The 24,858-nt window shown below is 71.4% G+C and carries 18 protein-coding genes and 1 riboswitch; of the genes, 11 read left to right on the top strand and 7 right to left on the bottom strand.

Features of this window, described 5'->3' with window-relative positions:
- Window positions 1-77 precede the first annotated feature (77 nt).
- Window positions 78-281, bottom strand: coding sequence for an ATP-binding protein (locus AC07AB_RS39435; RefSeq protein WP_478577338.1), 204 nt, complete (start codon window positions 279-281; stop codon window positions 78-80).
- Window positions 282-502: 221 nt separating this feature from the next.
- On the opposite strand from AC07AB_RS39435, the gene AC07AB_RS39430 reads away from it, so the two are divergent.
- From AC07AB_RS39430 to AC07AB_RS39420, 3 genes are all read left to right on the top strand, one after another.
- Window positions 503-1,366 carry a helix-turn-helix domain-containing protein gene (locus AC07AB_RS39430; RefSeq protein WP_478577343.1) on the top strand — a complete coding sequence of 288 codons (864 nt, stop codon included), beginning with the start codon at window positions 503-505 and terminating at the stop codon, window positions 1,364-1,366.
- A gap of 13 nt (window positions 1,367-1,379) precedes the next feature.
- A complete protein-coding gene (locus tag AC07AB_RS39425) occupies window positions 1,380-1,577 on the top strand; it encodes a DUF397 domain-containing protein (protein WP_478577336.1) in 198 nt (65 codons plus the stop codon).
- A 231-nt stretch (window positions 1,578-1,808) separates the two neighbouring features.
- Entirely contained in the window at window positions 1,809-2,924 is a 1,116-nt protein-coding gene (locus tag AC07AB_RS39420) for an alpha/beta hydrolase (protein ID WP_478577334.1), read from the top strand.
- 84 nt (window positions 2,925-3,008) lie between these two features.
- Here AC07AB_RS39420 and AC07AB_RS39415 read toward each other — a convergent pair whose 3' ends face one another.
- Window positions 3,009-4,145: a C40 family peptidase gene (locus AC07AB_RS39415; protein ID WP_478577331.1), complete on the bottom strand. Its 1,137-nt coding sequence runs from the start codon at window positions 4,143-4,145 to the stop codon at window positions 3,009-3,011.
- A 401-nt stretch (window positions 4,146-4,546) separates the two neighbouring features.
- Here AC07AB_RS39415 and AC07AB_RS39410 point away from each other — a divergent pair, with 401 nt between their 5' ends.
- A complete protein-coding gene (locus AC07AB_RS39410; protein ID WP_478577329.1) occupies window positions 4,547-4,900 on the top strand; it encodes a hypothetical protein in 354 nt (117 codons plus the stop codon).
- 212 nt (window positions 4,901-5,112) lie between these two features.
- On the opposite strand, the gene AC07AB_RS39405 is transcribed toward AC07AB_RS39410, so the two are convergent.
- On the bottom strand, window positions 5,113-6,321 hold the full coding sequence (locus AC07AB_RS39405; RefSeq protein WP_478577326.1) for a C40 family peptidase: 1,209 nt from the start codon (window positions 6,319-6,321) through the stop codon (window positions 5,113-5,115).
- An 8-nt stretch (window positions 6,322-6,329) separates the two neighbouring features.
- A riboswitch (cyclic di-AMP (ydaO/yuaA leader) is annotated at window positions 6,330-6,508 on the bottom strand.
- A gap of 231 nt (window positions 6,509-6,739) precedes the next feature.
- Between AC07AB_RS39405 and pcrA the strand changes: the two genes are divergently transcribed.
- Window positions 6,740-9,253 carry a DNA helicase PcrA gene (gene pcrA / locus AC07AB_RS39400; RefSeq protein WP_478577323.1) on the top strand — a complete coding sequence of 838 codons (2,514 nt, stop codon included), beginning with the start codon at window positions 6,740-6,742 and terminating at the stop codon, window positions 9,251-9,253.
- Between the two features lie 146 nt (window positions 9,254-9,399).
- On the opposite strand, the gene AC07AB_RS39395 is transcribed toward pcrA, so the two are convergent.
- Both AC07AB_RS39395 and AC07AB_RS39390 read right to left on the bottom strand, forming a co-directional pair.
- Window positions 9,400-11,169: a M23 family metallopeptidase gene (locus AC07AB_RS39395; protein WP_478577321.1), complete on the bottom strand. Its 1,770-nt coding sequence runs from the start codon at window positions 11,167-11,169 to the stop codon at window positions 9,400-9,402.
- 186 nt (window positions 11,170-11,355) lie between these two features.
- The gene (locus tag AC07AB_RS39390) at window positions 11,356-12,201 is read right to left on the bottom strand and encodes an esterase/lipase family protein (protein ID WP_478577319.1); all 846 of its coding nucleotides are present in this window, start codon (window positions 12,199-12,201) and stop codon (window positions 11,356-11,358) included.
- A 329-nt stretch (window positions 12,202-12,530) separates the two neighbouring features.
- On the opposite strand from AC07AB_RS39390, the gene AC07AB_RS39385 reads away from it, so the two are divergent.
- A complete protein-coding gene (locus AC07AB_RS39385) occupies window positions 12,531-12,941 on the top strand; it encodes a cobalamin B12-binding domain-containing protein (RefSeq protein ID WP_478577317.1) in 411 nt (136 codons plus the stop codon).
- A 518-nt stretch (window positions 12,942-13,459) separates the two neighbouring features.
- On the opposite strand, the gene AC07AB_RS39380 is transcribed toward AC07AB_RS39385, so the two are convergent.
- Window positions 13,460-15,145: a DUF5691 domain-containing protein gene (locus AC07AB_RS39380; protein ID WP_478577314.1), complete on the bottom strand. Its 1,686-nt coding sequence runs from the start codon at window positions 15,143-15,145 to the stop codon at window positions 13,460-13,462.
- 119 nt (window positions 15,146-15,264) lie between these two features.
- The gene (locus tag AC07AB_RS39375) at window positions 15,265-16,656 is read right to left on the bottom strand and encodes an SWIM zinc finger family protein (RefSeq protein WP_478577313.1); all 1,392 of its coding nucleotides are present in this window, start codon (window positions 16,654-16,656) and stop codon (window positions 15,265-15,267) included.
- A 305-nt stretch (window positions 16,657-16,961) separates the two neighbouring features.
- Here AC07AB_RS39375 and AC07AB_RS39370 point away from each other — a divergent pair, with 305 nt between their 5' ends.
- From AC07AB_RS39370 to sucD, 5 genes are all read left to right on the top strand, one after another.
- Complete coding sequence (locus AC07AB_RS39370; protein ID WP_478577339.1) at window positions 16,962-18,047, top strand: ATP-binding protein; 1,086 nt, start codon at window positions 16,962-16,964, stop codon at window positions 18,045-18,047.
- A 228-nt stretch (window positions 18,048-18,275) separates the two neighbouring features.
- Complete coding sequence (locus tag AC07AB_RS39365) at window positions 18,276-20,867, top strand: DUF5682 family protein (protein ID WP_478577310.1); 2,592 nt, start codon at window positions 18,276-18,278, stop codon at window positions 20,865-20,867.
- A 150-nt stretch (window positions 20,868-21,017) separates the two neighbouring features.
- Window positions 21,018-22,286, top strand: a complete 1,269-nt coding sequence (locus tag AC07AB_RS39360; protein ID WP_478577307.1) for a VWA domain-containing protein — start codon at window positions 21,018-21,020, stop codon at window positions 22,284-22,286.
- 382 nt (window positions 22,287-22,668) lie between these two features.
- Window positions 22,669-23,844, top strand: coding sequence for an ADP-forming succinate--CoA ligase subunit beta (gene sucC, locus AC07AB_RS39355; RefSeq protein ID WP_478577304.1), 1,176 nt, complete (start codon window positions 22,669-22,671; stop codon window positions 23,842-23,844).
- Between the two features lie 20 nt (window positions 23,845-23,864).
- Complete coding sequence (sucD, locus tag AC07AB_RS39350) at window positions 23,865-24,749, top strand: succinate--CoA ligase subunit alpha (protein WP_478577301.1); 885 nt, start codon at window positions 23,865-23,867, stop codon at window positions 24,747-24,749.
- The last annotated feature ends 109 nt before the right edge of the window (window positions 24,750-24,858 follow it).

Here is a 24,858-nt window from a genome sequence, read left to right as displayed (position 1 = left end):
CAGGCCCAGGTGAGCCATCGGACCCAGAAACCTCCCTTCAGTTCCTCCCGGTTGAACCGGGGATACAACAGAGCGCTTCATGGCGCACCGGCGTTGGTGACGAGTTCGGAGAGCAGCAACACCGCTGTCTCGGCCGGTTCATCGGTGATGCCCCAGATCGCCAACTGCTCGCGTAGGGCGGCACGTGCGCGGCCGACGCTTTTGCGGTGACGGGGGAACAGCTGACTGCTTTCGCTGTCGGTGGCGGGTGTGGCTGCCGTTGTTTCTCCAGGTACAGGCATGGGGGAGCCCCTCAAGAGCGCGTGGGTGGCTAGCGGTTCGGCGTGGAGCCGACCGACCGCGATAGTTGCGATGAGTGAGCGCTCGCAACTGTAGGTAGCGTGCTCGCAATCTCGCCAAACTGCAAGTGGGACATCATGTTCGATTGCGGATGGCTGGATGCTGAGTATCGTGGCGATCAACACATGCGGAAGCTCCGATAGTTGGGGGAGAGTTCTTGACCGTGGAGCAAAGGCCGACCGTGCGTCGCCGGGTGCTGGGGGCGAATCTTCGACGGTTGCGCGAGGACAGAGAGCTCTACCTGGAAGACGCTGCTAAGCAGCTCAGTTGCCATGCGGCGAAGATCAGCCGCATTGAGTCCGGGCGGAGCGGCATCAGGCAACTGGACCTCAAGGTGCTGCTGGACTTGTACGGCGTGACGGAGCCGGACGAACGCGAAGGCTGGCTGGCCCTTGCGCGGGAGAGCCGTCGTCAGCGGTGGTGGCGAGTGCTGGAGGATCGCCTTCCGCAGGATTTTCTGGACCTGGTCGGCCTGGAGGACGAGGTCTGCGAATGTCGTGGATTCCAACCGGCCATCGTGCCGGGGCTTTTCCAGACGGAGCGATACGCGACAGCGGTGATTCAGGGTGGATCTCCCGGCCCGTTGGACGAGGCCCAGGAGGCGAGACTGCGGGTCCGGCTGGAGCGCCAGCGAGCGCTGACGCGAACCGAACCCGCGCCCCTCAAGGTGTGGATGATCCTGGGTGAGGCGGCCCTGCGCCAACAGGTTGGCGGCCCTCAGGTGTTGCGTGAGCAGCTGTCGCACCTCGTGGAGGTAGCGCAGCTTCCGCACGTAACGTTGCAGGTACTACCCTTCACAGGAGGAGCTTGCCAGGGCGGGCCGTATCCTTTCTTGATCTACAGCTTCCCCCCTCCGGCGGGTCTGGAGGTGGTTCTGCTGGAGAACTTCGCGAGCCACGCCTACCTGGAGACCCGGGAGGACACGGTCCGTTTGGGAAGTGCCTTCGATCACCTTCGGGCAACAGCGTTGAGTGCGCTGGAGTCGGAGGCTCTGATCGTCGAGATCGCCGACGGACTGACCCCGTAAGGAAGAACATTTCATGTCGCCTCACCGTTCCGAATGGTTCAAGAGCTCGTACAGCGGTCAGAACGGCGAGTGCGTCGAAGCCCGCCGGATAGGCGTCGGCGTGGAGCTCCGGGACACTAAGGATCGCGGGGCCGGGACCCTGGCCTTCGGCCCGGGCACCTGGGCCGCTTTCCTCGCCGATGTGAAGCGCCGCGATTTCCCTGCCGCATAGCGGCGGCTCCGCTCAAGCCCCTGGCCGGTGCCAGGGGCTTCCGCATGCTCCGGGGTCGGGGCGATGCGCGCCCGGGAAGCCCAGGGCGCGCGTCACGACGGTGAAGTGAAGCTCTGGTCACAAGCGGAACCTTGGCGGTGCGTTCGCCATCTCTTTCGGTCGAGAGGCCCCCACGGGGCCGCTGGCAGCACTGCCCCCTGCGGCTGCCCTTGATCTGGAAACGAGAGCTTGATGAGCCTGACGGGGACGCCCTTCTTTCTGACGTCGATTGTGCTGGTCGTCGCTGCCCTGGTGGTGCCGTTGCTGCTGTGGAGCCGAATAGGCGGGCCGCGGGCGGTGCGGGGGGTGGCGCGGTTCGTCATGTTGCTGTTCGCGCAGACCACGGCGATCGTCATGGTCTTCGTGGTCGTGAACAACTCCAACGGGCTCTTCGACAACTGGGACGACCTGCTCGGCACCGGCAACCACGTCAACGCGGCGGCGGACCTCGGGGCGGACGGCACCGGCGGGAAGTCGCTGAAGCACGAGCCCAAGGTGGAGCAGAAGTTCAAGCCGGCCGGGGACGAGCGGATGGGGCCCGGTGTGCGGGTCACGCAGCTCAAGGGGCGGATCTCCGGGGTGGACGGCGAGGTGTACGTGTGGCTGCCGCCGCAGTACGACGACCCCGCGTATCAGGACCGCAAGTTCCCGGTGGTCGAGGTGCTGCCGGGGTTCCCCGGTTCGGCCAAGGCGTGGTTCGGGTCGCTGCACGTCAATACGCAGCTCAAGCCGATGATGGAGAAGGGCCAGGTGGCGCCGTTCATCGTCGTCGCGCCGCGCACCACACTGCTCGGCGACGTCGACACCGGATGCGCCAACGTCCCCGGCAAGGTCAACGCCGAGACCTGGCTGAGCGTGGACGTCCGCAAGATGGTCATGGACAACTTCCGGGCCGCGGACAAGGCGGACGGCTGGGCCGTCGCCGGGTACTCGGCCGGCGCGCACTGCGCCGCCAAGCTCGCCGTCTCGCACCCGGACCGCTACCGGGCCGGGGTGAGCCTGTCCGGCTACAACGACCCGATCGGCGAGCCCGTCGCGCTCACGGCGAAGGACCCGGTGCTGCGGGAGAAGAACAACCCGTGGAAGATCCTCCAGCACGCCAAGACCCCGCCGCGGACCGCGCTGTTCGTCTCGGGCGGGGACGGCGACGGCTACCAGGCCGGTGTGGCGCTCAAGCAGGCGTCGAAGCCGCCGACGACCGTGCACGTGGAGAAGATCCCGAAGGGCGCGGGCGGTCACGGCACGGTCGTCTGGCGGAAGCAGGTGCCGGAGGTCTTCACGTGGCTCACACATCAGCTCAAGGTGTGAGATAAGCCTTGAGGCAAGTCTTGAGCTAATGCTTGAGATAAGGCTTGAGATAAGCCGTGGGGCAAGGCTTGAGACAAGTCGGCCTCACGCCGGGCGGGTCGCGCCCGCGAACGGCATCTGGTCGATCGGCGCCACCCGCACCGGCGCCCCCGGACGCGGGGCGTGGATCATCTTGCCGCCGCCGACGTAGATACCGACGTGGCTGATGCCCGAATAGAAGAACAGCAGGTCGCCAGGGGCCAGTTGGGACCGGCCGACCCTCGGTCCCGCGTTGATCTGGGTGTAGGTGGTGCGCGGCAGCGACACCCCCGCCGCCCGCCACGCGGCCTGCGTCAGCCCCGAGCAGTCGTACGCGGACGGGCCGGTGGCCCCCCACGCGTACGGCTTGCCGAGCGCCGCGTACGCGAAGGACACCGCGCGGGCCGCCCGCGCCGTCGGGGCCTGGGCGCTGCCGCGCGCCGCCGAACGGTCCGCCGCCGGTACGGCCGCACCCCGGCCCGTACCCGTACCTGTACCCGTACCGGCGAGCGCCGCGGCGACGGCACCCGTGTCCCCGCCTCCACCCCCATCCCCGCCCGCGTCGTCCTGCACGCTCACGCGCTGCTCGGCCGTGAGCCCGTCGAGGAGCCGCTTGGCGGCGTCCAGTTTCCCCTCGACGGATCGTTTGTGCACGCCCAATTCGTCCTGGGAGTCCTTGAGACGGGCCAGTTGGGCGTCGGCGCTGGCCCGTACCTGCCGCACCCCGAGCAGTTCGCGTTCGACGCGGTCCACGGCGGCGGCCTGTCGCCCCGCCATGTGGTCGGCGAGCGAGGCGCGGTCCAGGTACTGGCCGGGGGAGGAGGAGAGCGCGAGCCGGATCGTGGGAGACAGGCCGCCGTCGCGGTACTGCGCCGCGGCGTACGCCCCCAGCGCGTTACGGGCCGAGTTGAGCCCCTCCGTCTTGCGGGCGGCCTCGTCGCGCAGCGCGTCCAGCGAGTCCTGCGCGGCGCGCGCTTTCTCCTTCGCGCCGTTGTACCGCTCGGTGGCCGCTTCCGCCTCCTGGTAGTAGCGGTCCACCTGGGTCTTGACCTGGGCCGTGGTGAGCCGGGGCGCGGCGTGCCCGGTGCCTTCCAGCGCGGTGCCGGTGGCGGCGCCCGCCAGGGCGAGGGTCGCCGCGGTGCGTGCGGTGCTGCCGGTGAGCGCGTACGGGCGGTGGCGTTTGGGCTTTCGGTGCGAGGCCACGGGGGCCGTCACTTCCTTCCGGTGCCTTCATGTCGTGCGTGTCCTGGCGCGGTTCGTCGCGGCCGGCCCGGCGGCGGCCCGTATAGGGGGCGGGCCGCCGCCGGGATTTCTCGGCGCGGTGGCCGACGGTCGCCGTTCGAGCGCGGTACGGGCCCTGGCGGGGCCCGCTCGCTCTGGCGGCGACGGTGGGGAGCCGGTCACCTGGGGCAGGACGCTAGGCCCGACCGTCACGGGAATGCGCGTGGATGACCGATATTGGATGAAACCGTTCGCACGGTGACCGCGAGCGATCGGACCACTCGCGCTCGTACGGGAAGTTTTCGGCCGCCCCTGATCGAAGCGGCGAATGAGGCAGACCTGACTGCCGACGGGTGATATGGCCCCGGATACTGTCGGGCCTCATGGACGTACTGATTCACGCCGTCGTCGGCCTGCACATCATCGGCATCGCGGCCCTGCTCGGCGGCTTTCTCACCCAGATGAAGGCCATGGGCAAGGGCGAGGCGCGCATGGTCCCGGCGATGCTGCACGGCGCGCTGACCATGCTGGTGACGGGCGTCGCGCTGGTCGGCCTCAACCAGGCCGAGGACTACTCGCTCAACACCGTCAAGATCGGCGTCAAACTGGCGTTCCTGGTCGTGATCCTCGGCCTGGTCTATGTGAAGCGGGACGACGAGAAGGTGGAAGCGCCCGTCTTCGGCATCGTGGGCGCCCTGACGGTCGCCAACATCTTCATCGCGCTGCTGTGGACGTGAGCGCTCCGGGCCCCGGGGGCCCGGGGGCTCCTCACCCGGGGGCTCCTCACCCGGAGGCTCCTCACCCGGAGGCCCGGGGCGGCGTGAGCGGATCGAGCCCCGGGGCGTGAGCGGACCGTGCTCCGGGGCGTGAGCAGGCTGGGCTCCGGAGCGTAAGCGGACCGAGCCCCGGAGCCTAAGTGCACCAGGATCCGGAGCGTAAGCGGCCTCCGCTACGCCGGGCGCACGCTCCCATAGATCGGCATGTAGAAGATCGACTCCACCCGCACGCTCGCCCCCGGCTTCGGCGCGTGGATCATCTTTCCGTCGCCTATGTACATGCCGACATGGCTGATGTCGTCATAGAAGAAGACCAGGTCACCCGGCTGGAGATCATCCGTGGCGACCCGGGTGCCGGTCTTCACCTGGTCCCAGGTGGTGCGCGGCAGGTCGACCCCGGCCGCCTTCCACGCCGCCTGCGTCAGCCCTGAGCAGTCGTACGAATTGGGTCCGGTGGCGCCCCACACGTACGGCTTGCCCATCTGTGCGCGAGCAAAGGCGATCGCCTTCTCGGCCTTGGCGGAGTGCGCCCCGGTGGGGGCACCGGAGTCGGTGCCGCCTCCCTTGTGGCCCTCGTTCGAGCCCTGCCCCTTGCCGCTGCCGCCACCACCGCTGCCACCACTGCCGCCCTGTGCGGCCTCCTCCTGGTGCCGCTTCTCGGCCTGGCGCTTCGCCAGCTCGTCGGCCTTCTTCTTGGCCGCCGCCTCCTTCTTCTTCTCGATCGCGGCCAGGCGCGCCTTCTCCTCGGCCGTCAGCTTCGACAGCAGCTCCCGCGCCTCGCCGAGCTTGCCCTGGACCGTCTCCTTCTTCGCCCTCAGCTGCTTCTGCGAATCGGTGAGCGCGGCCAGGCTCCGTACCGCCTCGCCCCGGTCCTTGGCCGCCGCCTTCCGCTGCGTACGGAACTCCTGGACGGCCCGCTCCTGCCGGCCCGTCATCCGGTCCATCAGATGCGTCTGGTCGAAGTAGCTCTGCGGGTCGGCGGCGAACAGCAGGTTCGCGGTCTGGCTCATGCCGACGTCGCGGTACTGCGCCGCCGCGTACGCCCCGAGCGCGCGCCGCGCGTCATTGAGCTTCCCGGTGCGCCGGGCCACATCGTCGAGCAGCTTGTCGGCCTTGCTGTTCTGCGCGTCCGTGCGCTCCTTGGCGGCGTTGTACTCCTGCGTGGCCGTGCCCGCCTGCCGGTACAGGGTGTCCACATGGCGCTGGACGTCCTCGACGGAGGGTTTCGGGGCCGTGGGGCGGCCGGGGGAGGCGCTGGCGCTCTGGGAGAGCAGGGTGACGGAGGCCAGCGCCGCCGTCGTGAGGCCGACGGCGGTGCGGCGGCGGGCGGGCGTGTCGAGCAGCCCGTACCCGGACCTGCGAGGCTTGCGGTGCGACGCCAAGGGAGGCGACTCCTTCCGTGGACCGCCTACCGGGTTAGCTGTCGGGTTCGGGCGGAAGGGAAGGTTTATGCCCTACGGTCCGTACGGGCGCGGTATGCACGCGTATGGACCGATTCACCCCGGTGTTGCGTGTGGGTCCCCGGCTCCGGGCGCCTCGCGGCGCGGCCGGACTCGGCGTTGGCGGCCCGTGCAGACGGGGCGTCGGCGGGGAAACGGGCTGCCTGAGCGAGCACCGTAGCCAACGTGCGGGGCCGCTGTGAAGGCTGATGTTCGATATGCCGGAACCGTTCCGTGACTTTAGCCTTTCGCCGCGCGCGCGGCCGTTCCCGCCGGTCCCCGCCCCTCGGCGGCGACTTTCCGCCCGTACTTCCCCGACCCGGGGCCGGGTGTCAGTGGGGCGGCCTAGACTCGGTGGGCGATGAGCAGCCTCTTTGACGACAGCTTCCTGGCGGACCTCGAACCTTCGGGCGAGGAGACCCCGCCGCCGCCCGAGGACTCCGCACCCGAGCCGGTGCCGGACGATCTCTTCGGGGGCGCCTTCGACGCGCCCGTACAGCGGGCCGGCCCGGGCGCGGGGCAGGGCTCCGGGGCGCGCGACGCGTACTACCGGGACGGCGCGCCGCGGCCCGTCATCGACCCCTCCGCGCTGCTGGAGGGGCTCAACGAGGAGCAGCGCGCCGCGGTGGTGCACAGCGGCGGGCCGCTGCTGATCGTCGCCGGCGCCGGCTCCGGCAAGACGCGCGTGCTGACGCACCGGATCGCGCATCTGCTGGGCGCGCGGGGCGTGCACCCCGGCCAGATCCTCGCGATCACCTTCACCAACAAGGCCGCGGGCGAGATGAAGGAGCGCGTCGGCGACCTCGTGGGCCCCCGGGCCAACGCGATGTGGGTGCTGACCTTCCACAGCGCCTGTGTGCGGATCCTGCGCCGCGAGTCGAAGAAGCTCGGCTTCACCTCATCCTTCTCGATCTACGACGCCGCCGACTCGAAGCGGCTGATGGCGCTGGTCTGCCGGGACCTGGACCTCGATCCGAAGCGCTTCCCGCCCAAGTCCTTCAGCGCCAAGGTCTCGAACCTGAAGAACGAGCTGATCGACGAGGAGGAGTTCGCCGGTCAGGCTGCCGACGGCTTCGAGAAGATGCTCGCCGAGGCGTACGCGATGTACCAGGCGCGGCTGCGCGAGGCGAACGCCCTCGACTTCGACGACATCATCATGACGACGGTCCACCTGCTCCAGGCGTTCCCGGACGTCGCCGACCACTACCGGCGCCGCTTCCGGCACGTGCTGGTCGACGAGTACCAGGACACCAACCACGCGCAGTACACGCTCGTGCGCGAGCTGGTGGGGACCGGCACGGAAGAGGTCCCCGCCGCCGAGGTGTGCGTCGTGGGCGACGCCGACCAGTCGATCTACGCGTTCCGGGGCGCCACCATCCGCAACATCCTCCAGTTCGAGGAGGACTACCCGGACGCGACGACGATCCTGCTGGAGCAGAACTACCGCTCCACCCAGACCATCCTCAGCGCCGCCAACGCCGTCATCGAGCGCAACGAGAACCGCCGCCCCAAGAACCTGTGGACCGAGGCCGGGGCCGGAGCCACCATCACCGGCTACGTCGCCGACACCGAGCACGACGAGGCCCAGTTCGTCGCCGACGAGATCGACCGGCTCACCGACGCGGGTGACGCCAAAGCCGGCGACGTCGCCATCTTCTACCGCACCAACGCCCAGTCCCGTGTCTTCGAGGAAATCCTCATCCGGGTCGGGCTGCCCTACAAGGTCGTCGGCGGCGTGCGCTTCTACGAGCGCAAGGAGGTCCGCGACGTCCTCGCCTACCTGCGCGTCCTCGCCAACCCCGAGGACACCGTCCCGCTGCGCCGCATCCTCAACGTCCCCAAGCGCGGCATCGGCGACCGCGCCGAGGCGATGATCGACGCGCTGTCGCTGCGCGAGAAGATCTCCTTCCCGCAGGCCCTGCGGCGCGTCGAGGAGGCGTACGGCATGGCGGCCCGCTCCGCCAACGCCGTCAAGCGCTTCAACGTCCTCATGGAGGAGCTGCGCACGGTCGTCGAGTCCGGGGCCGGGCCCGCGACCGTACTGGAAGCGGTCCTGGAGCGTACGGGCTACCTCGCCGAGCTCCAGGCGTCCACCGACCCGCAGGACGAGACCCGCATCGAGAACCTCCAGGAACTGGCCGCCGTGGCCCTGGAGTTCGAGCAGGAGCGCGACGAGGAGAACCCCGGCACGCTGGCGGACTTCCTGGAGAAGGTGGCCCTGGTCGCCGACTCCGACCAGATCCCGGACGAGGACGGCGACGGCAGCGGGGTCGTCACGCTGATGACGCTGCACACGGCGAAGGGCCTGGAGTTCCCGGTCGTCTTCCTGACGGGCCTGGAGGACGGCGTCTTCCCGCACATGCGCGCGCTCGGCCAGGTCAAGGAGTTGGAGGAGGAGCGGCGACTCGCCTATGTGGGCATCACCCGCGCGCGCGAGCGGCTGTACCTGACCCGGTCGACGATGCGCAGCGCGTGGGGCCAGCCGTCCTACAACCCGGCCTCCCGCTTCCTGGAGGAGATCCCCGAGGAGTACGTGCAGTGGAAGCGGACCGGTCCCGCGACGCCTTCGGCGTCGATGGGGGCGGCCATCGGCTCCGGCCGGTCGGGCGGCTCCGGCGGTTCCGGTGGCGGGATCATGTCCTCGCTCTCCTCGTCGCGCTCCAAGGCCGGCCCGAGCGGCTTCGCGACGCGTCGCGCGGGCGACCGGCCGGTGGTCCAGCTGGCGGTCGGGGACCGGGTCACGCACGACTCGTTCGGGCTGGGCACGGTCGTGACGGTCAAGGGCAGCGGGGACAACGCGGAGGCGACGGTCGACTTCGGCGAGCCGAAGCCGAAGCGGCTGCTGCTGCGGTACGCGCCGGTCGAGAAGTTGTAGCGGCGGCGGGGCGGCGGGCGGCCCCGGCCCGTTGCCGCAGGGCGGGGGCGGCCCGTTGCCGAAATCGGGCCGCCGTACCGGGCCTTCGGGCTCCTGCATCGGGACTTCCGCCCCTACAAACGGTGGGCCTACCGCTCTTACGTCTCTTACGTCGGGTCGAGGCCGTGGGAACGCAGCCACGGCAGCGGGTCGATGGCCGCGCCGCTGCCGGGCCGTACCTCGAAGTGCATGTGCGGGCCGGTGGAGTTGCCCGAGCTGCCGGAGTAGGCGATGACGTCGCCGGCCTTGACCGTGCCGGACCGGATCTTGTTGCTGCTCAGATGGCAGTACCAGGTCTCGGTGCCGTCGGGAGAGGTCACCATGGCCATATTGCCGTAGGCGATGTTGTACTGCGTGCGTACGGTCCCGTCGGTCGCTGCCATCACGGGGGTGCCATAACCGACCGGAAAGTCGATGCCCGTATGCACGGACATCCAGTTGACGCCCGCCTGCCCGAAGTAGGCGCTGAGCCCTTTCTGCTTCACCGGCAGCAGGATTTTCGGACGCTCGGCCTCTTTACGGGCCGCTTCATCGGCTTTTCGTTTCTTTGCCGCGACCTGGCGGGCCTTGAGGTCGATGCGCTGCTGGGTGCGGCTGGCGCGGTCGGCGAAGTCGTCGGCGTCCCTGCTGACCCCGGCGAGCTGGGTGTCCAGCTTGCTGTTGGCCGCGGACGGCTTGACGGTGGCCGGATCGGGCGCCGACGCCTCGGTGTTCTTCGTGTCGCCGCCACTCCCGGTGACGCTGGCCGCGGCGATTCCGGCGACCCCGATGGCGGCGACGGAGGGGACGGCGATGGTCAGGAGCGCGGAGCGGCGGGGGCGGTAGCCGGTACGGGCGGGGGCGCCGCGGCGCCGGCCGCGGCTTCCTCCGTCACGGCGGGAGCCGGCCAGCGGGGAGGGGCCGGTGGAGGGGGCTGAGGGAGCCGCGGACGGCTCGAACCCCAACGACTCGAATTCCGCCGTTTCGTGCGGGGACGGCTCGTGTTTCGACGACTCGTACTCCGACGACTCGTTCACGGGCGGCTCGTGCGCCGAGGGCTCCGCTGCGAAGTCGGCTTCGGCGGTGCGGCCGTGGGCGGACTCCGGCGCGGGTTCGCGCTCGCTGCCGTGGTGGTCGAACTCGGCTCCGTGGCCGAGCGCGGGTTCGGGCTCGGGGCCCGGGCCGGCCTCGTGCGGCCGTTCGCCGGGTCGTTCGTGCGGCGTCTCGTCGACGGTCGCGTAGGCGCTGGTGTCCCAGGTCTGGGTGTGGCCGCCGGTGTTCCACTGATCCGCGTTGCCCCACTGGTCAGTGGGGCAGCCGACAGCGCCGCCGATGGTGTTGTACGAACCGGTGGTGCCGTACACCTCGTACGACCCCGTGGCGCCACTCTCGCCGTACGCGCCCGTGCCGCCCCACGTCGCCGTGTCCCACTGCCCGGTCTGCTGCTCGTGCAGCCCGTTCGCCGCGTAAAGGCCGGTGTCCCAGGTCTGGGTGTGGGCGCCGGTGTCCCACTGACCGGCGGCGTGCCACTGACCGGTGGTGTCGTACGCGCCGGTGGCGCCGTACGGGTCCGCGGTGTCGTGCGACCCCGTGGCCTCGCACGCGTCGGCGGCGGCGTAAGCGGCCTTGTCCCACTGCCCGGTCGTATCCCACTGGCCGGCTGACCCCCACTGACCAGCGGCGTCCCACTGGCCCGTGGTGTCCCACTGGCCGGAATGCCCGGTGTCGTAGCCGCTGTAGGCGATACCGATGTTCTGGAACGTACCGGTGGAGTAGCCGTCGTACCCGGCATAGCCCTGATGTGCCGCCTGCTCCCCGTACGTCGCGCTGTGCGCGTATGAGGCTTCTGGAGCGGGGACGGTCGGAGTGGAGTTCCCCGACGGGTGACGGTCGTTCACCACCAAGCTTCTCTTTCGCCTAGGCAGCATGAGAATTAGCGGCGACTGTACCCGGCGGTATGCGGCAGCCACAATCTTCGGCAGGTATTACCGCCTCAAGGACCGGTCATTTAGCCGCCTTTCGGTGGACTGGAGTCGATTCTTTGGTATGGCGTTCGAATTGTTTTCGATGAAAAAACGGCCGCTTCATGCAACCGAAACGGCTCCCGGCGCGTCACCGGCCTCCTCCTCGGCCATCAGCGCCTGCCGTACGCCGGCCGCCACCGCGCAGTGCACCGGCAGCGCGAGATGCCCCACCCCGCTGACCCGCACGCTGCGGCAGTGCAGGTCAGGGTGGTCGAGGCGGGCGGTCTCGACCGGGATCATCAACTGGTCGAGATCGCTCCAGAAACTCACGAAACGCGTCCGACAACCCTTCGCGGGCAGGGCCAGTTCCGTGATGACGGGCGAGTCCGGGCGCATCTGCCGAACGAGGGGATGTGCGGAGAGCAGCGGCACCGCGCGTGTCCCGCCGTGCGGCGTGCCGAGCGTGACCAGGGTGCGGATGTGGGCGTCGCCGCCGAGTCGCTGCGCGTAGTAACGGGCTATCAGCCCGCCCAGGCTGTGGCCGACGACGTCCACCCGCCGGTGGCCGGTACGGGCGCAGAGCTCCTCGACATGACGGCCCAGCAGCTCGGCGGCGGTGCGGATGTCGCAGGTCAGCGGCGAGTAGTTGAGGGACTCCACCTGCCGCCAGCCGTGCTGCCGCAGATAGCGGCGCAGCAGGACGAAGACGGAGCGGTTGTCGATGAAGCCGTGCAGGAGGAGTACGGGAGGGTGCGGTGAGGACGTGTCGGCTGCCGCTGCCGCTTCGGCAGGGGCCGGTGGCCCCTCGCGGGCCAGGGACGCGTCGGGCGGGGGAGGCGGCGGACGGCGCTCCTGGGTCAGGCCCGTCGGGTAGAGGATGACGTGCCCGGCGAGTATCGCCAACTCCAGCGCCGTGGCCCGGACGACCTCGGCTGAGGAGCGAAGCAGTGAAAAAGGAAAGGGCATGGCCATCATGGCCGACCTCCCGAACCGCACGCAGGAGACGGCTCTGACCCCCGTGTGCCCTCATGGGCAGCCGTGACCGGTGCGCCGTGGGGCGCTGCTGTGGCGCGCGGTGTGCGGCGCGACCGTGCGGCGACCTCGGTACGGCTTCCCTCGCGACCGGTCCGACGGCTCCCCCGGAACGGGGATTCGGACACTGCGCGTAGCGAACGAATTGTCCCACGTGTGATTTCCCCCTCGCTCGCCACCGTGAAACTGCCGCGTACGCGATGCTGGCGATAACGTTCGTTCACACTTGCGGCCGGTGACGGCAGTCGTACATGGAGGCAGTGATGGGAGTGACCGGTCCGATTCGCGTGGTGGTGGCCAAGCCGGGTCTCGACGGCCATGACCGCGGAGCCAAGGTCATCGCGCGTGCGCTGCGGGACGCCGGCATGGAGGTCATCTACACGGGGCTCCACCAGACGCCCGAGCAGATCGTAGGCACCGCGATCCAGGAGGACGCCGACGCGATCGGCCTGTCCATCCTCTCCGGCGCCCACAACACCCTTTTCGCCAAGGTGATAGAGCTGCTGCGCGAACGCGACGCCGAGGACATCAAGGTCTTCGGCGGCGGCATCATCCCCGAGGCGGACATCGCTCCGCTCAAGGAACTGGGCGTGGCGGAGATCTTCACCCCGGGCGCGACGACGACGTCCATCGTGGACTGGGTCAACGCCAACGTCCGGCAGGTGCCGGCCTAGACGCTTCGGACGGCCGATGTGGAAGGGGCCGGGAGCCCAGCCTGAGCGCGAGCGGGGCTGGGCCTTTGCAGGGTGCCGCGACGCTGCCCGGACTGTCGTGGCCTCCGCGTGCGCGGGGGCGTTCCTGCCCCCGTGACCCTCCCGGCCGGGGTGCGGCCGTCGTCCCCGCGCGTCCGGGCACGGTGGGGGGTTGGGCGAGCGGAGCTGTGCCCGTCGTCCCCGCGCCTTCGGGTACGGACCCGGAGCCCCGTACGGCGCCCGGCGTGTCACCGGCCGGTCCGGGCGGCGACCCGGGCGCGTGCACCCATCCGGGTGGTACCTCGGTGGCGGGAGCGGGTGGCTGCCCGGAGGACGGCGGGCGTGTCCGTCCGCGGATCGGTCCGGACACCGGACCGGGTGGCCGCCGGCGTGTTCGTCGAGGCGCGTGTACGAGCGGGGGCCCTCGGGGCCTCGGCGCGGGCGCGGCACGGCTGTTACGGGCGTTGCGGGCTTTACGGGCTTTACGGGCTTTACGGGCTTTACGGGCCGGTGGGGGCGGCCCGGCGGCTCGGCGTACTCGGGGCCGCGGGCGTGAGCTCCCGGCGCATGGTGGCGCGTAGGCGCAACGTGCCGACCAGGCGCTGGAAGGCTTCCGACCAGTAGCCGGCCGCGCCGGGCGAACCGTTCTCGGGCTCGTCCGGCTGGGTGGTCAGCACCTCCAGCCGGTCGGCCTGGTCCGGATCGAGGCAGCGCTCGGCCAGCCCCATCACTCCGCTGAAACTCCATGGATAGCTCCCCGCGTCCCGGGCGATGTCGAGTGCGTCCACGACGGCTCTCCCCAGCGGTTCCGACCACGGCACCGCGCACACCCCGAGCAGACGGAACGCCTCGGAGAGCCCGTGTACCGATATGAACGCGGCGACCCACGCCGCCCGTTCACCGTGCGGCAGCGCCGACAGCAGTTTCGCCGGGTCCCGCCAGGACGCCTCGTCCGCGGCGGGCGGCGACGCCGGGGGGCCGAGCAGCGCGCGGGACCACTCGGCGTTCCGCTGCCGTACGGCAGCCCGGCACCAGGCGGCGTGCAGGTCGGGCCGCCAGCCGTCGGCGACCGGCAGAGCCAGGATCTCGGCGGCGCTCCGCGCCCCGAACCGGTCGCTCCACCCGGAGAGCGGCGCGGACTCCACCAACTGGCCGAGCCACCACGACCGTTCGCCTCGTCCTGAGGGCGGCTTCGCCACGATGCCGTCCCGTTCCATGGCGCTGTCGCACTCGTGCGGGGCCTCGACGGCGATGCCCGGGTCGCTGAAGTCCAGGGCGAGGCAGGACCGGGCCCGGCGGGCCATCCGGGCGGCCAGCGCGGAGCCCGGCAGGCCGGAGAGCAGTTCGGCCGATGTGGCCCGTACATTGCGGCTGCGATCGGCGAGGGCCTGTTCGAGGAACGGCTCGTCCTGTGCCGATAGCCCCTCGCGCAGGGAGTCCAGGAACATCAGCCGGTCCTCGGCCCGCTCCGTGGACCAGGTGGTGACGAGCAGCGCCCGCGCGGCGGCGGGATCGTGGCGGCGCAGCGCCGTCAGCAGCGCCACGCGCTCTGCGAACAACCCCTCTTGCCAGAGCCGTTCTGCCACTTCGCCGTAGCTATAGCCGTCGATGCTGCTTTCGCTGTTGCTGCTTTCGCTATTGCTGGGTGCGGGTGCGGGTGCGGGTGCGGTCGGTGGCCAGTCGCCTGCTGGGCTGCCTCGCAGGGCGAACTTCCACTGCGGATTGAGCCGAGCCAGCCAGAGCGCGCGCGGACCGGCCAGGGTCAGCGCCTCGGGCCGCAGGTCGGTACGGCCCCGGGCCGTGTCCAGCAGGGCGGGCAGCAGCGCGGCGGGGGCGCGGTAGCCGTGCTGGTTGGCCGCCGTCAGCCACTGCGGAAGCAGCTCGGTCAGGTCCGGCGCCGTACCGCGCCGGGCGCCCCCGGCCGGGCCGGCGCGGTCGGCGAGGAGCATGGCGAGCCGCGCCCGGGCAGCCGGTGGCAGGGCGGGCCGCCGGTCCGGGGGCGCGGGCGCGGGGCGCTGACGGGCGATGGCGGGCAGCAGCCCGGCCCGCCGCCGCACCGTATGGACCGCGGCGGCGTCCAGGAGGGCCGTCGCCGCGTCCTGACCGGGGCGCGGTGTCACGGGCGGGGTGCGGCGCCCGGTGCCGAGCAGCGCAGCGGCGACGAGGTCGTCCCAGGTGGCGGTCATGTGAGAGTCCCTTCCGGGTACGGCCCGTCAGGGCCCGTCGGGCGGCTCCGCGCGAGTGGGAGCCAGTGGCGGTGGCGGCTGGGTGCGGCCCAGGCGCTGTCGGCGGTGCTAGGAGCGGCTCAGAGCGGAACCGCCTCCGGCGCCCAGGTGGTCAGTGGAGTGAAACCGGCGTGGCCGCAGTCGCCGAAGACCGTGACCGGCCCGCCGCCCGAGACCGCCGCGAGCTGCCACAGGCCCGTACGGCCCATGCAGCGCGGGTCGACGGGCAGCGCCGACTCGGTGTGCGCGTCGGCCAACTGCCACCCCAGTTCGGTATCCGGGGCCGCTATCACGTCGGTGAGGACGACCGGCCAGGCATCCAGCCAGGGGTCCTCGCGCAGCGCGTCCCCGTACCGGGCGAGTGCGGTGGTGACGTCCGTGCCGGGCGGTGGTTCGACGGAGTCCCGTGGTGGTGCGTGGCGCGTCGCGACGGCGGCCCGCAGTGGGAGGGCGGCGGGGTAGTAGACGATGTCGGCGTCGAGGGAGAAGCCGACGGGGAGGGAGAGTTCGGGGGCTCTGCCCGCGGCTCCGTAGGAGAGCAGAAGAGCCATGCGGCCCGTGGCCCGGCCGCGCAGCCAGATGCGGCGGGTGGTGAGCCGGGCGTCCTCGGTGTCCCGTTGGGCGAGGATCAACCAGTCGTCGCGGACGGGGTCCCCGCCGGCGAGCAGTTCGGCGGTGTCCGTGGTGAGCCCGACGCGCGAGCGGACCGTGGCGGCCAGTGGCTCCGGCAGCCCGTCGAGACGGAGAAAGCCCTGGTCGAGGGTGTGCAACAGCGCGCACTCCGCCAGCAATCGAGACGGCCAGCCGTCGCCGGACGCGGGGGCCGCCGCCAATTCGCGTACGCGCGCGGCGAGACCGGGGGCCTGCGCGTCGACCATGCGGGCCGCCGTTTCCTCCCACTGGCCGTATCCGCCGCGGTCGGCCGAGGCCAGGCCGCCGCGCAGCAGGTCGGCGAGCCGGTGCTCCAACTCCCTAGCCCCGTCCGCCATGCGCTGCGCGCGCCGCTCGGCGCGTCGGCGGGCGGCGGCCGGGCCCGCCGACGCCGCCGCCCCGGCGGCCCTCGCGTCCGCACTCGCGGCCCCCGCGTCCACCCCCGCGGTGTCCGCGCGCTCGGTTCGCTGTCGCCGACCGGCCAGCCACTTCTGGGCCCACTCCGGCGGCTCGCCCCCGGACCGTACGGACTCCTCGTCCGAGGCCCGCAGCAGGAGGAGCGCGATCGCGTGCTTGCACGGGAACTTGCGGCTGGGGCAGGAGCAGTTGAAGGCCGGACCGTCCGGGCCGGACAGGTCGGTGACCGTTCGGTACGGCGTGCTGCCGCTGCCCGCGCACAGCCCCCACACCGCACCCTCGCCGGCCCCCGTGCCCGACCATGGCCCGGGCGCCGCGAGCTTGCTGCCCGCCTTGCGTGATGCGGCGTCAGGCGCGAGCGCGAGCACCTGTTCCGCCGTCCGGAACTCCCCCTGCGGATTCATACCGACGAAGCTACGGCTTACCACTGACAATCGCCTTGACCTGCGGCTTCGTTGGCTCCAGGCCGATTGTCAGTGGTGTGGTGCAGTGTTGGTCCCGCATCCCGAAGCCGCGTGATGAGGGGGGACCTGTGACCGTGCCCGGAATCGAGAACGAGCCCGCGAGCGACGCCGCTACCGCTGCCGTTCTCACCGGCAGCGACACCGATAGCGATAGGGGCGGTGCCGCTGTCGGTGGTGCCGCTACCGGTGGTGCCGCTGTCGGCGGTGCGGCTGTCGGCGGTGCCGACGCCGCCGGCCGCGCCGTCATCGGCGACGAGCCGCTGCGGCCGCACGCCGAAGTCGCCTTCGCCGACGAACTCAAAGCCCTGGCCGCCGCGGACGACCGGCCGAGGCCCGTCAGATGGCGGCTCTCGCCGTGGGCCGTGGCGACCTATCTCCTCGGCGGTGTGCTGCCCGACGGCACCGTCATCACGCCGAAGTACGTGGGACCACGGCGCATCGTCGAGGTCGCCGTCACCACCCTCGCGACCGACCGGGCGCTGCTACTGCTCGGCGTTCCCGGCACGGCCAAGACCTGGGTGTCCGAGCATCTGGCCGCCGCCGTCAGCGGTGACTCGACCCTGCTCGTACAGGGCACGGCGGGCACGCCGGAGGAGGCCATCCGGTACGGCTGGAACTACGCGCGGCTGCTCGCGCACGGCCCCAGCCGGGACGCGCTCGTGCCCAGCCCCGTCATGCGGGCCATGGCCGACGGCATGACGGCGCGGGTCGAGGAGCTGACCCGCATCCCCGCCGACGTACAGGACACCCTCATCACCGTGCTGTCCGAGAAGACCCTGCCCATCCCCGAGCTGGGGCAGGAGGTGCAGGCCGTCGGCGGGTTCAATCTGATCGCCACGGCCAATGATCGCGACCGGGGCGTCAACGAGCTGTCGAGCGCGCTGCGCCGCCGCTTCAACACGGTCGTACTGCCGCTCCCGGCCACACCGGAGGCCGAGGTCGACATCGTCGCCCGGCGCGTCGACCAGATCGGCCGCTCGCTGGCCCTGCCCGCCGTGCCCGAGGGCGTGGACGAGATCCGACGGGTCGTCACGGTCTTCCGTGAGCTGCGGGACGGCGTCACCGCCGATGGCCGTACGAAGCTCAAATCGCCCTCCGGCACGCTCTCCACCGCCGAGGCGATATCCGTGGTCACCGGCGGCCTGGCGCTGGCCGCGCACTTCGGCGACGGGGTGCTGAGGTCGGGGGACATCGCGGCCGGCATCCTCGGCGCGGTCGTCCGGGACCCGGCGGCGGACCGGGTCGTATGGCAGGAGTATCTGGAGACGGTGGTCCGGGAGCGGGAGGGCTGGAAGGACTTCTACCGCGCTTGCCGCGAGGTCTCGGTGTGACCACGGGGGCGGAGGGACCGGGGGAGGGACTGGGGGACGAACAGCGCGGCGGGGGAGACGCGGCGGGGGGCCCGAGGGGGCTGGGGACGGTAGGAGGCCGGAGGCGGCGGGGTGGTCGGCATGACACGGAGGCGAGGGGACGACGGAGGCGGTCGGTATGACCGTGGCGAGGGGACAGTGGGCGCGGTCGGTACGGCGGCGGCCGGGGGGACGACGGGGGCGATCGGTATGACGGCGGTCAGGGGCGAGGCGGGGCGGGACGGCCTTTCGGCGGGGGACGGCGAACGGGCCGACGGGCCGGTGTTGTTGGGGGTGCGGCATCACGGGCCGGGGTCCGCGCGGGCCGTGCGCGCGGCGCTCGACGTGTGCGAGCCGTCCGCCGTGCTCATCGAGGGGCCGCCGGAGGCCGAGGCGGTCATCGGGCTGGCGGGGGAGGAGTCCATGCGGCCCCCGGTGGCGCTGCTGGCCCATGCCGTGGACGATCCGGGGCGGGCGGCGTTCTGGCCGCTGGCAGGGTTCTCGCCGGAGTGGGTGGCGATCAGATGGGCGCTGGCCCGGGGCGTCCCGGTGCGGTTCATCGACCTGCCCGCGTCGGTGTCGTTGGCGCTGGACGACGGCGGCCGACCGGCGGACGACGAGGCCGCCGGGGCCTCACCCGACGCGCCCCCCGAGGCATTCCCCGATGCGTCCTGCGACGCGGGGCAACTGCGCGTCGACCCCCTGGCCGTACTCGCCGAGGCGGCGGGACACGACGACCCCGAGCGCTGGTGGGAGGACGTCGTCGAGCACCGTGGTGGCGGTGTGGCGTGGGGGCCGGGTCCAGCGGGGGCGAACGGCGTGGCGGGCGGGCTGGTCGGGAGCGTGCTCGCGCCGTTCGAGGCGCTCGCCGATGCCATGGCCGCGCTCCGGGGGGAGTACGGGCACGGGGGGCACGGCCGGGACTTGGTGCGCGAGGCGCACATGCGGATTCGACTGCGGGAGGCGCGGCGGGAGTTCGGGGACGGCGTGGCCGTCGTCTGTGGCGCGTGGCACGTCCCGGCGCTGACGGAGGCCGTGCCGGTCACCGCCGACCGGCAGCGGCTCAAGGGACTCCCCAAGGTGCGGACCGAACTGAGCTGGGTCCCCTGGACGCATCGCAGGCTCTCCCGCGACAGCGGTTACGGAGCCGGGATCGCCTCCCCCGGCTGGTACGGGCACCTCTTCGACGCACCCGACCGGCCTATAGAGCGCTGGATGACCAAGGTCGCCGGGCTGCTGCGGGAGGAGGACCAGCCCGTCTCCCCCGCACACGTCATCGAGGCCGTGCGCCTCGCCGACACCCTCGCCACGATGCGCGGACGCCCGCTCCCCGGGCTCGCCGAGACCACCGACGCCATACGGGCCGTGATGTGCGAAGGCTCCGATGTGCCGCTCGCGCTCGTACAGGACCGGCTCGTCGTGGGCGATGTGCTGGGCGAGGTACCGGAGTCGGCCCCGGCCACGCCCCTGCAACGCGACCTCGGTCGCGCCCAGCGCTCCCTGCGCCTCAAACCGGAGGCCGCGGAACGGCAGTTGGAGCTGGACCTGCGCAAGGAGACCGATGCCGCGCGCAGCCGCCTGCTCCACCGGCTGCGCCTGCTCGGCATCGGCTGGGGTGAGACGGCCCGCTCGCGCGAGGGGCTCGGCACCTTCCGTGAGACCTGGCGGCTCCGCTGGGAACCGGAGCTGTCCGTCAAAGTCGCGGAGGCCGGAGTGTGGGGCACGACCGTGCTCGCCGCCGCCACCGCGAAGGCCGAGTCCCAGGCGGCCGGGGCGCAGGCGATCGCCGATGTCACCGCTCTCGCCGAACAGTGCCTGCTCGCCGGGCTCACCGACGCCCTCCCCGTGGTGCTGCGCGCCCTGGCCGACCGTGCCGCGCTCGACGCGGACGTCGGCAACCTGGCCCAGGCGCTGCCCGCTCTCGTGCGTTCGGTCCGCTACGGAGACGTACGCCGTACGGACGCGACCGCTCTCGGCGAGGTGGCGACAGGGCTCGCCGAGCGCGTCTTCGTGGGCCTGCCGCCCGCGTGCGCCGGCCTCGACGCGGACGCGTCCGCGACGATGCGCGGCCACTTGGACGGCGTCCACACGGCGGTCGGCCTGCTGGCGGAAGCGACAGAGGCGACAGAGGCAGCAGAGGAACAAGCGACAGAGGTGACAGAGGCGGCAGAGGCGACAGAGGAACAAGCGGCAGAGGAGGTAGGGGAAGGGACGGATACGGCGGGGGAGACGGGGGAGACGGAGGAGGCGGATCCGGCGAGGGTGCATGAATCCGCCGGGCCGACAGGGCCGCCCGGTCTGCGGGAGCGCTGGTCCGCTGTCCTGCGTGCGCTCTCCGAGCGGGACGGCATACCGGGGCTGATACGCGGCCGGGCCGTGCGGCTGCTGCTCGACGGCGGTCGGCTGGCGGACGGGGAGGCGGCCCGCCTCATGGGCCTCGCGCTCTCGCCGGGCACCGAACCGGCGGAGGCGGCGGCCTGGATCGAGGGGTTCGTCGGCAGCGGCGGTTCCGGCGGCATGCTCCTCGTCCACGACGAACGCCTCCTGGCCCTGGTCGACGGCTGGCTCACGCGCGTTCCGGCCGGTGCCTTCACGGGCGTGCTGCCGCTGCTGCGCCGCACGTTCGGCTCGTACGACCCAGGGGTCCGCCGCACGCTCGGCGAACTGGTGCGCCGGGGCGGCCCCGGCGCGCCCCCGCCGGGGTGCGACGCCGGAGCGCCGGGCTTCGGCCCGGGACTGGACGCCGAGCGCGCGGCGGCCGTGCTGCCGACGCTCCACGCGCTGCTGGGGACGGCCGGCTGAGGCCGTGGCGGGAGACGGGAGGCGGGAAGCGGGGGCGGGAAGCGGGGGAGCGGGACGGGAGGCGAGTGCGGAAGCAACCCGCCGGATACGGCTCCGATTCACGGGCGCGTGCACCCGCGCACGTACCAACTCACGGGAGGGGAAGACCTGATGGGAAACGCGAACAGCACTCTCGACGGCGGCGGGGCCGGTGCCGGTGCCGAGATCGCGGGCGCGGGCGCTGAATCCGGTGGCGGCGGCGGTGGCGACGAGCGGTTGCGGCGGTGGCGGCTCGTGCTCGGCGGGGAGAGCGGGGGAGAGGGGACCGGGTGTGTCCTCGGGGGGACGGACGCCGGGATGGACGCGGCGCTCGGGTCGCTCTACGGCGGCGACGGGAAGAACGCCGACGCCTCCTCCCGCAAGGGCGGGCTCGGGGCGTCCGCGCCGAGTGTCGCGCGCTGGCTCGGGGACATCCGTACGTACTTCCCCGCCTCCGTGGTGCAGGTGATGCAGCGGGACGCGATCGACCGGCTCGGGCTGGCCGCCCTGCTGCTGGAGCCCGAGATGCTGGAGGCCGTCGAGGCGGACGTGCACCTGGTCGGGACGCTGTTGTCGCTCAACAAGGCGATGCCCGAGACGACCAGGAACACGGCGCGGGCCGTCGTCCGCAAGGTGGTCGAGGATCTGGAGAAGCGCCTGGCGACCCGTACGCGCGCCACGCTCACGGGAGCGCTCGACCGTTCCGCGCGCGTCACTCGCCCGCGCCATCACGACATCGACTGGAACCGGACCATCCAGGCCAACCTCAAGCACTACCTGCCGGAGTACCGGACCATCGTGCCGGAGCGGCTCATCGGGTACGGCCGGGCGGCGCGGGCCGTGAAGAAGGAGGTCGTCCTCTGCGTCGACCAGTCGGGTTCGATGGCGTCGTCCGTCGTCTACGCCTCCGTGTTCGGCGCGGTGCTGGCCTCGATGCGCTCCCTCGCGACGCGGCTCGTCGTCTTCGACACGGCGGTCGTCGACCTCACGGAGGAACTCGCCGACCCGGTCGACGTGTTGTTCGGTACGCAGCTCGGCGGCGGCACGGACATCAACCGCGCGCTCGCCTACTGCCAATCGCGCATCACCCGCCCCGCGGACACCATCGTCGTCCTGATCAGCGACCTCTACGAGGGCGGCATACGGAACGAGATGCTGGCGCGCGTCGCCGCGATGAAGGCGTCCGGCGTGCGGTTCGTGACGCTGCTCGCGCTGTCGGACGAGGGAGCGCCCGCGTACGACCATGAGCACGCGGCGGCGCTGGCCGCGCTCGGCGCACCCGCCTTCGCCTGTACGCCGGACCTCTTCCCGGAGGTGATGGCGGCGGCGATCGAGAAGCGGCCGCTGCCGGTCCCGGACAAGGGGACCGGATCGGGCGGGCAGGGAGGCGCCGGGCGATGACGGGCAACACGGGCAGCCATGAGCAACCACGGGCAACCACGGGCAACCACTGGCAACCACTGGTAATAACGCTCAGTAATCACTCCAGGGGCGGGGTCGGAGGCCGGGGCGGGGCATTCGGGTGAGCGATGTCCAGGCCCGGGGCGTAGTGGCCCGTACGTATCTACAAGTCGCCTCGTAGCGATCTGTGAGGGTAATCACGGCTCAGGTGTGATCTGTGATTTAGGGACCTACCGCCCTCGGGGATAACCTGCGAGACGGACATGCCGCGTATCCGGCGCACGTGTGCCGCCCTCGTAAAAGATCGCGTCCTCACGCTGCTCCCGCGGCACGCCCGCGCAGACAACGAACCGCGATATCCATGGAAAAGGGACGGACGCGCGTGGACCTGTTCGAGTACCAGGCGAGGGACCTCTTCGCCAAGCACGGTGTACCGGTGCTGGCCGGTGAAGTCATTGACACGCCTGAGGCGGCGCGCGAGGTGACCGAGCGTCTGGGCGGCAAGGCCGTCGTCAAGGCGCAGGTCAAGGTCGGTGGCCGCGGTAAGGCCGGTGGCGTGAAGCTTGCTTCCGACGCCGACGACGCGGTCGAGAAGGCCGGTCAGATCCTGGGCATGGACATCAAGGGCCACACGGTCCACAAGGTGATGCTGGCCCAGACCGCGGACATCAAGGAGGAGTACTACGTCTCCTTCCTGCTGGACCGCACCAACCGCAACTTCCTCGCCATGGCGTCCGTCGAGGGCGGCGTGGAGATCGAGGTCGTGGCGGAGCAGAACCCCGACGCGCTCGCCAAGATCCCGGTGGACGCCAACGAGGGCTGCACCCCCGAGAAGGCCGCGGAGATCGTCGCGGCCGCCAAGTTCCCGGCCGAGATCGCGGACCAGGTCGCCGAGACCCTCCAGAAGCTGTGGACCGTCTTCATCAAGGAGGACGCCCTCCTCGTTGAGGTCAACCCGCTGGTCAAGACCGGCGAGGGCAAGATCATCGCGCTTGACGGCAAGGTCTCGCTCGACGAGAACGCAGCCTTCCGCCAGCCCGAGCACGACGCGCTTGAGGACAAGGCCGCGGCCAACCCGCTGGAGGCGGCGGCCAAGGCCAAGAACCTCAACTACGTCAAGCTCGACGGCCAGGTCGGCATCATCGGCAACGGCGCGGGTCTCGTGATGAGCACCCTCGACGTCGTCGCGTACGCCGGTGAGAAGCACGGCAACGTGAAGCCGGCCAACTTCCTCGACATCGGCGGCGGCGCGTCCGCCGAGGTGATGGCGAACGGCCTGGAGATCATCCTCGGCGACCCGGACGTCAAGTCCGTCTTCGTCAACGTCTTCGGTGGCATCACCGCCTGTGACGAGGTCGCCAACGGCATCGTCCAGGCCCTGGAGCTGCTCAAGTCCAAGGGCGAGGACGTCACCAAGCCGCTGGTCGTCCGCCTGGACGGCAACAACGCGGAGCTGGGTCGCAAGATCCTGTCCGACGCCAACCACCCGCTGGTGCAGCGCGTGGACACCATGGACGGCGCGGCCGACAAGGCCGCCGAGCTCGCGGCTGCGAAGTAAGGACGAGGGACTCCAACACCATGGCTATCTTCCTCACCAAGGACAGCAAGGTCATCGTCCAGGGGATGACCGGCGGCACGGGCATGAAGCACACCAAGCTCATGCTCGCCGACGGCACCAACATCGTGGGCGGCGTCAACCCGCGCAAGGCGGGCACGAGTGTCGACTTCGACGGCACCGAGGTGCCCGTCTTCGGCTCGGTCGCCGAGGCGATGGAGAAGACCGGGGCCGACGTCTCCGTCATCTTCGTTCCGGAGAAGTTCACGAAGTCCGCGGTCATCGAGGCGATCGACGCCGAGATTCCGCTGGCCGTCGTGATCACCGAGGGCGTCGCGGTGCACGACTCCGCGTCCTTCTGGGCGTACGCCGGCGAGAAGGGCAACAAGACCCGGATCATCGGCCCGAACTGCCCCGGCCTGATCACCCCCGGTCAGTCCAACGCCGGCATCATCCCGGGCGACATCACCAAGCCCGGCCGCATCGGTCTCGTGTCGAAGTCCGGCACGCTGACCTACCAGATGATGTACGAGCTCCGTGACATCGGCTTCTCCTCGGCCGTCGGCATCGGTGGCGACCCGATCATCGGGACCACGCACATCGACGCCCTGGCCGCCTTCCAGGCCGACCCCGAGACCGACCTGATCGTCATGATCGGCGAGATCGGCGGCGACGCGGAGGAGCGGGCCGCGGACTACATCAAGGCCAACGTCACCAAGCCGGTCGTCGGCTACGTGGCGGGCTTCACCGCGCCCGAGGGCAAGACCATGGGCCACGCCGGTGCGATCGTGTCCGGTTCGTCCGGCACCGCGCAGGCGAAGAAGGAGGCCCTTGAGGCCGCGGGCGTGAAGGTCGGCAAGACCCCGTCCGAGACGGCACGCCTGGCGCGCGCCGCGCTCGCGGTCTGAGGCCGGTACCGCGTCGGGGGGGGGGGGGGGGGGGGGGGGGGGGGGGGGGGGGGGGGGGGGGGGGGGGGGGGGGGGGGGGGGGGGGGGGGGGGGGGGGGGGGGGGGGGGG

The sequence above is a fragment of the Streptomyces sp. NPDC044033 genome (assembly GCF_056434425.1).
Note: the sequence above shows the minus strand (reverse complement) of the source record. Positions and strands in the feature narration are given on the sequence as shown.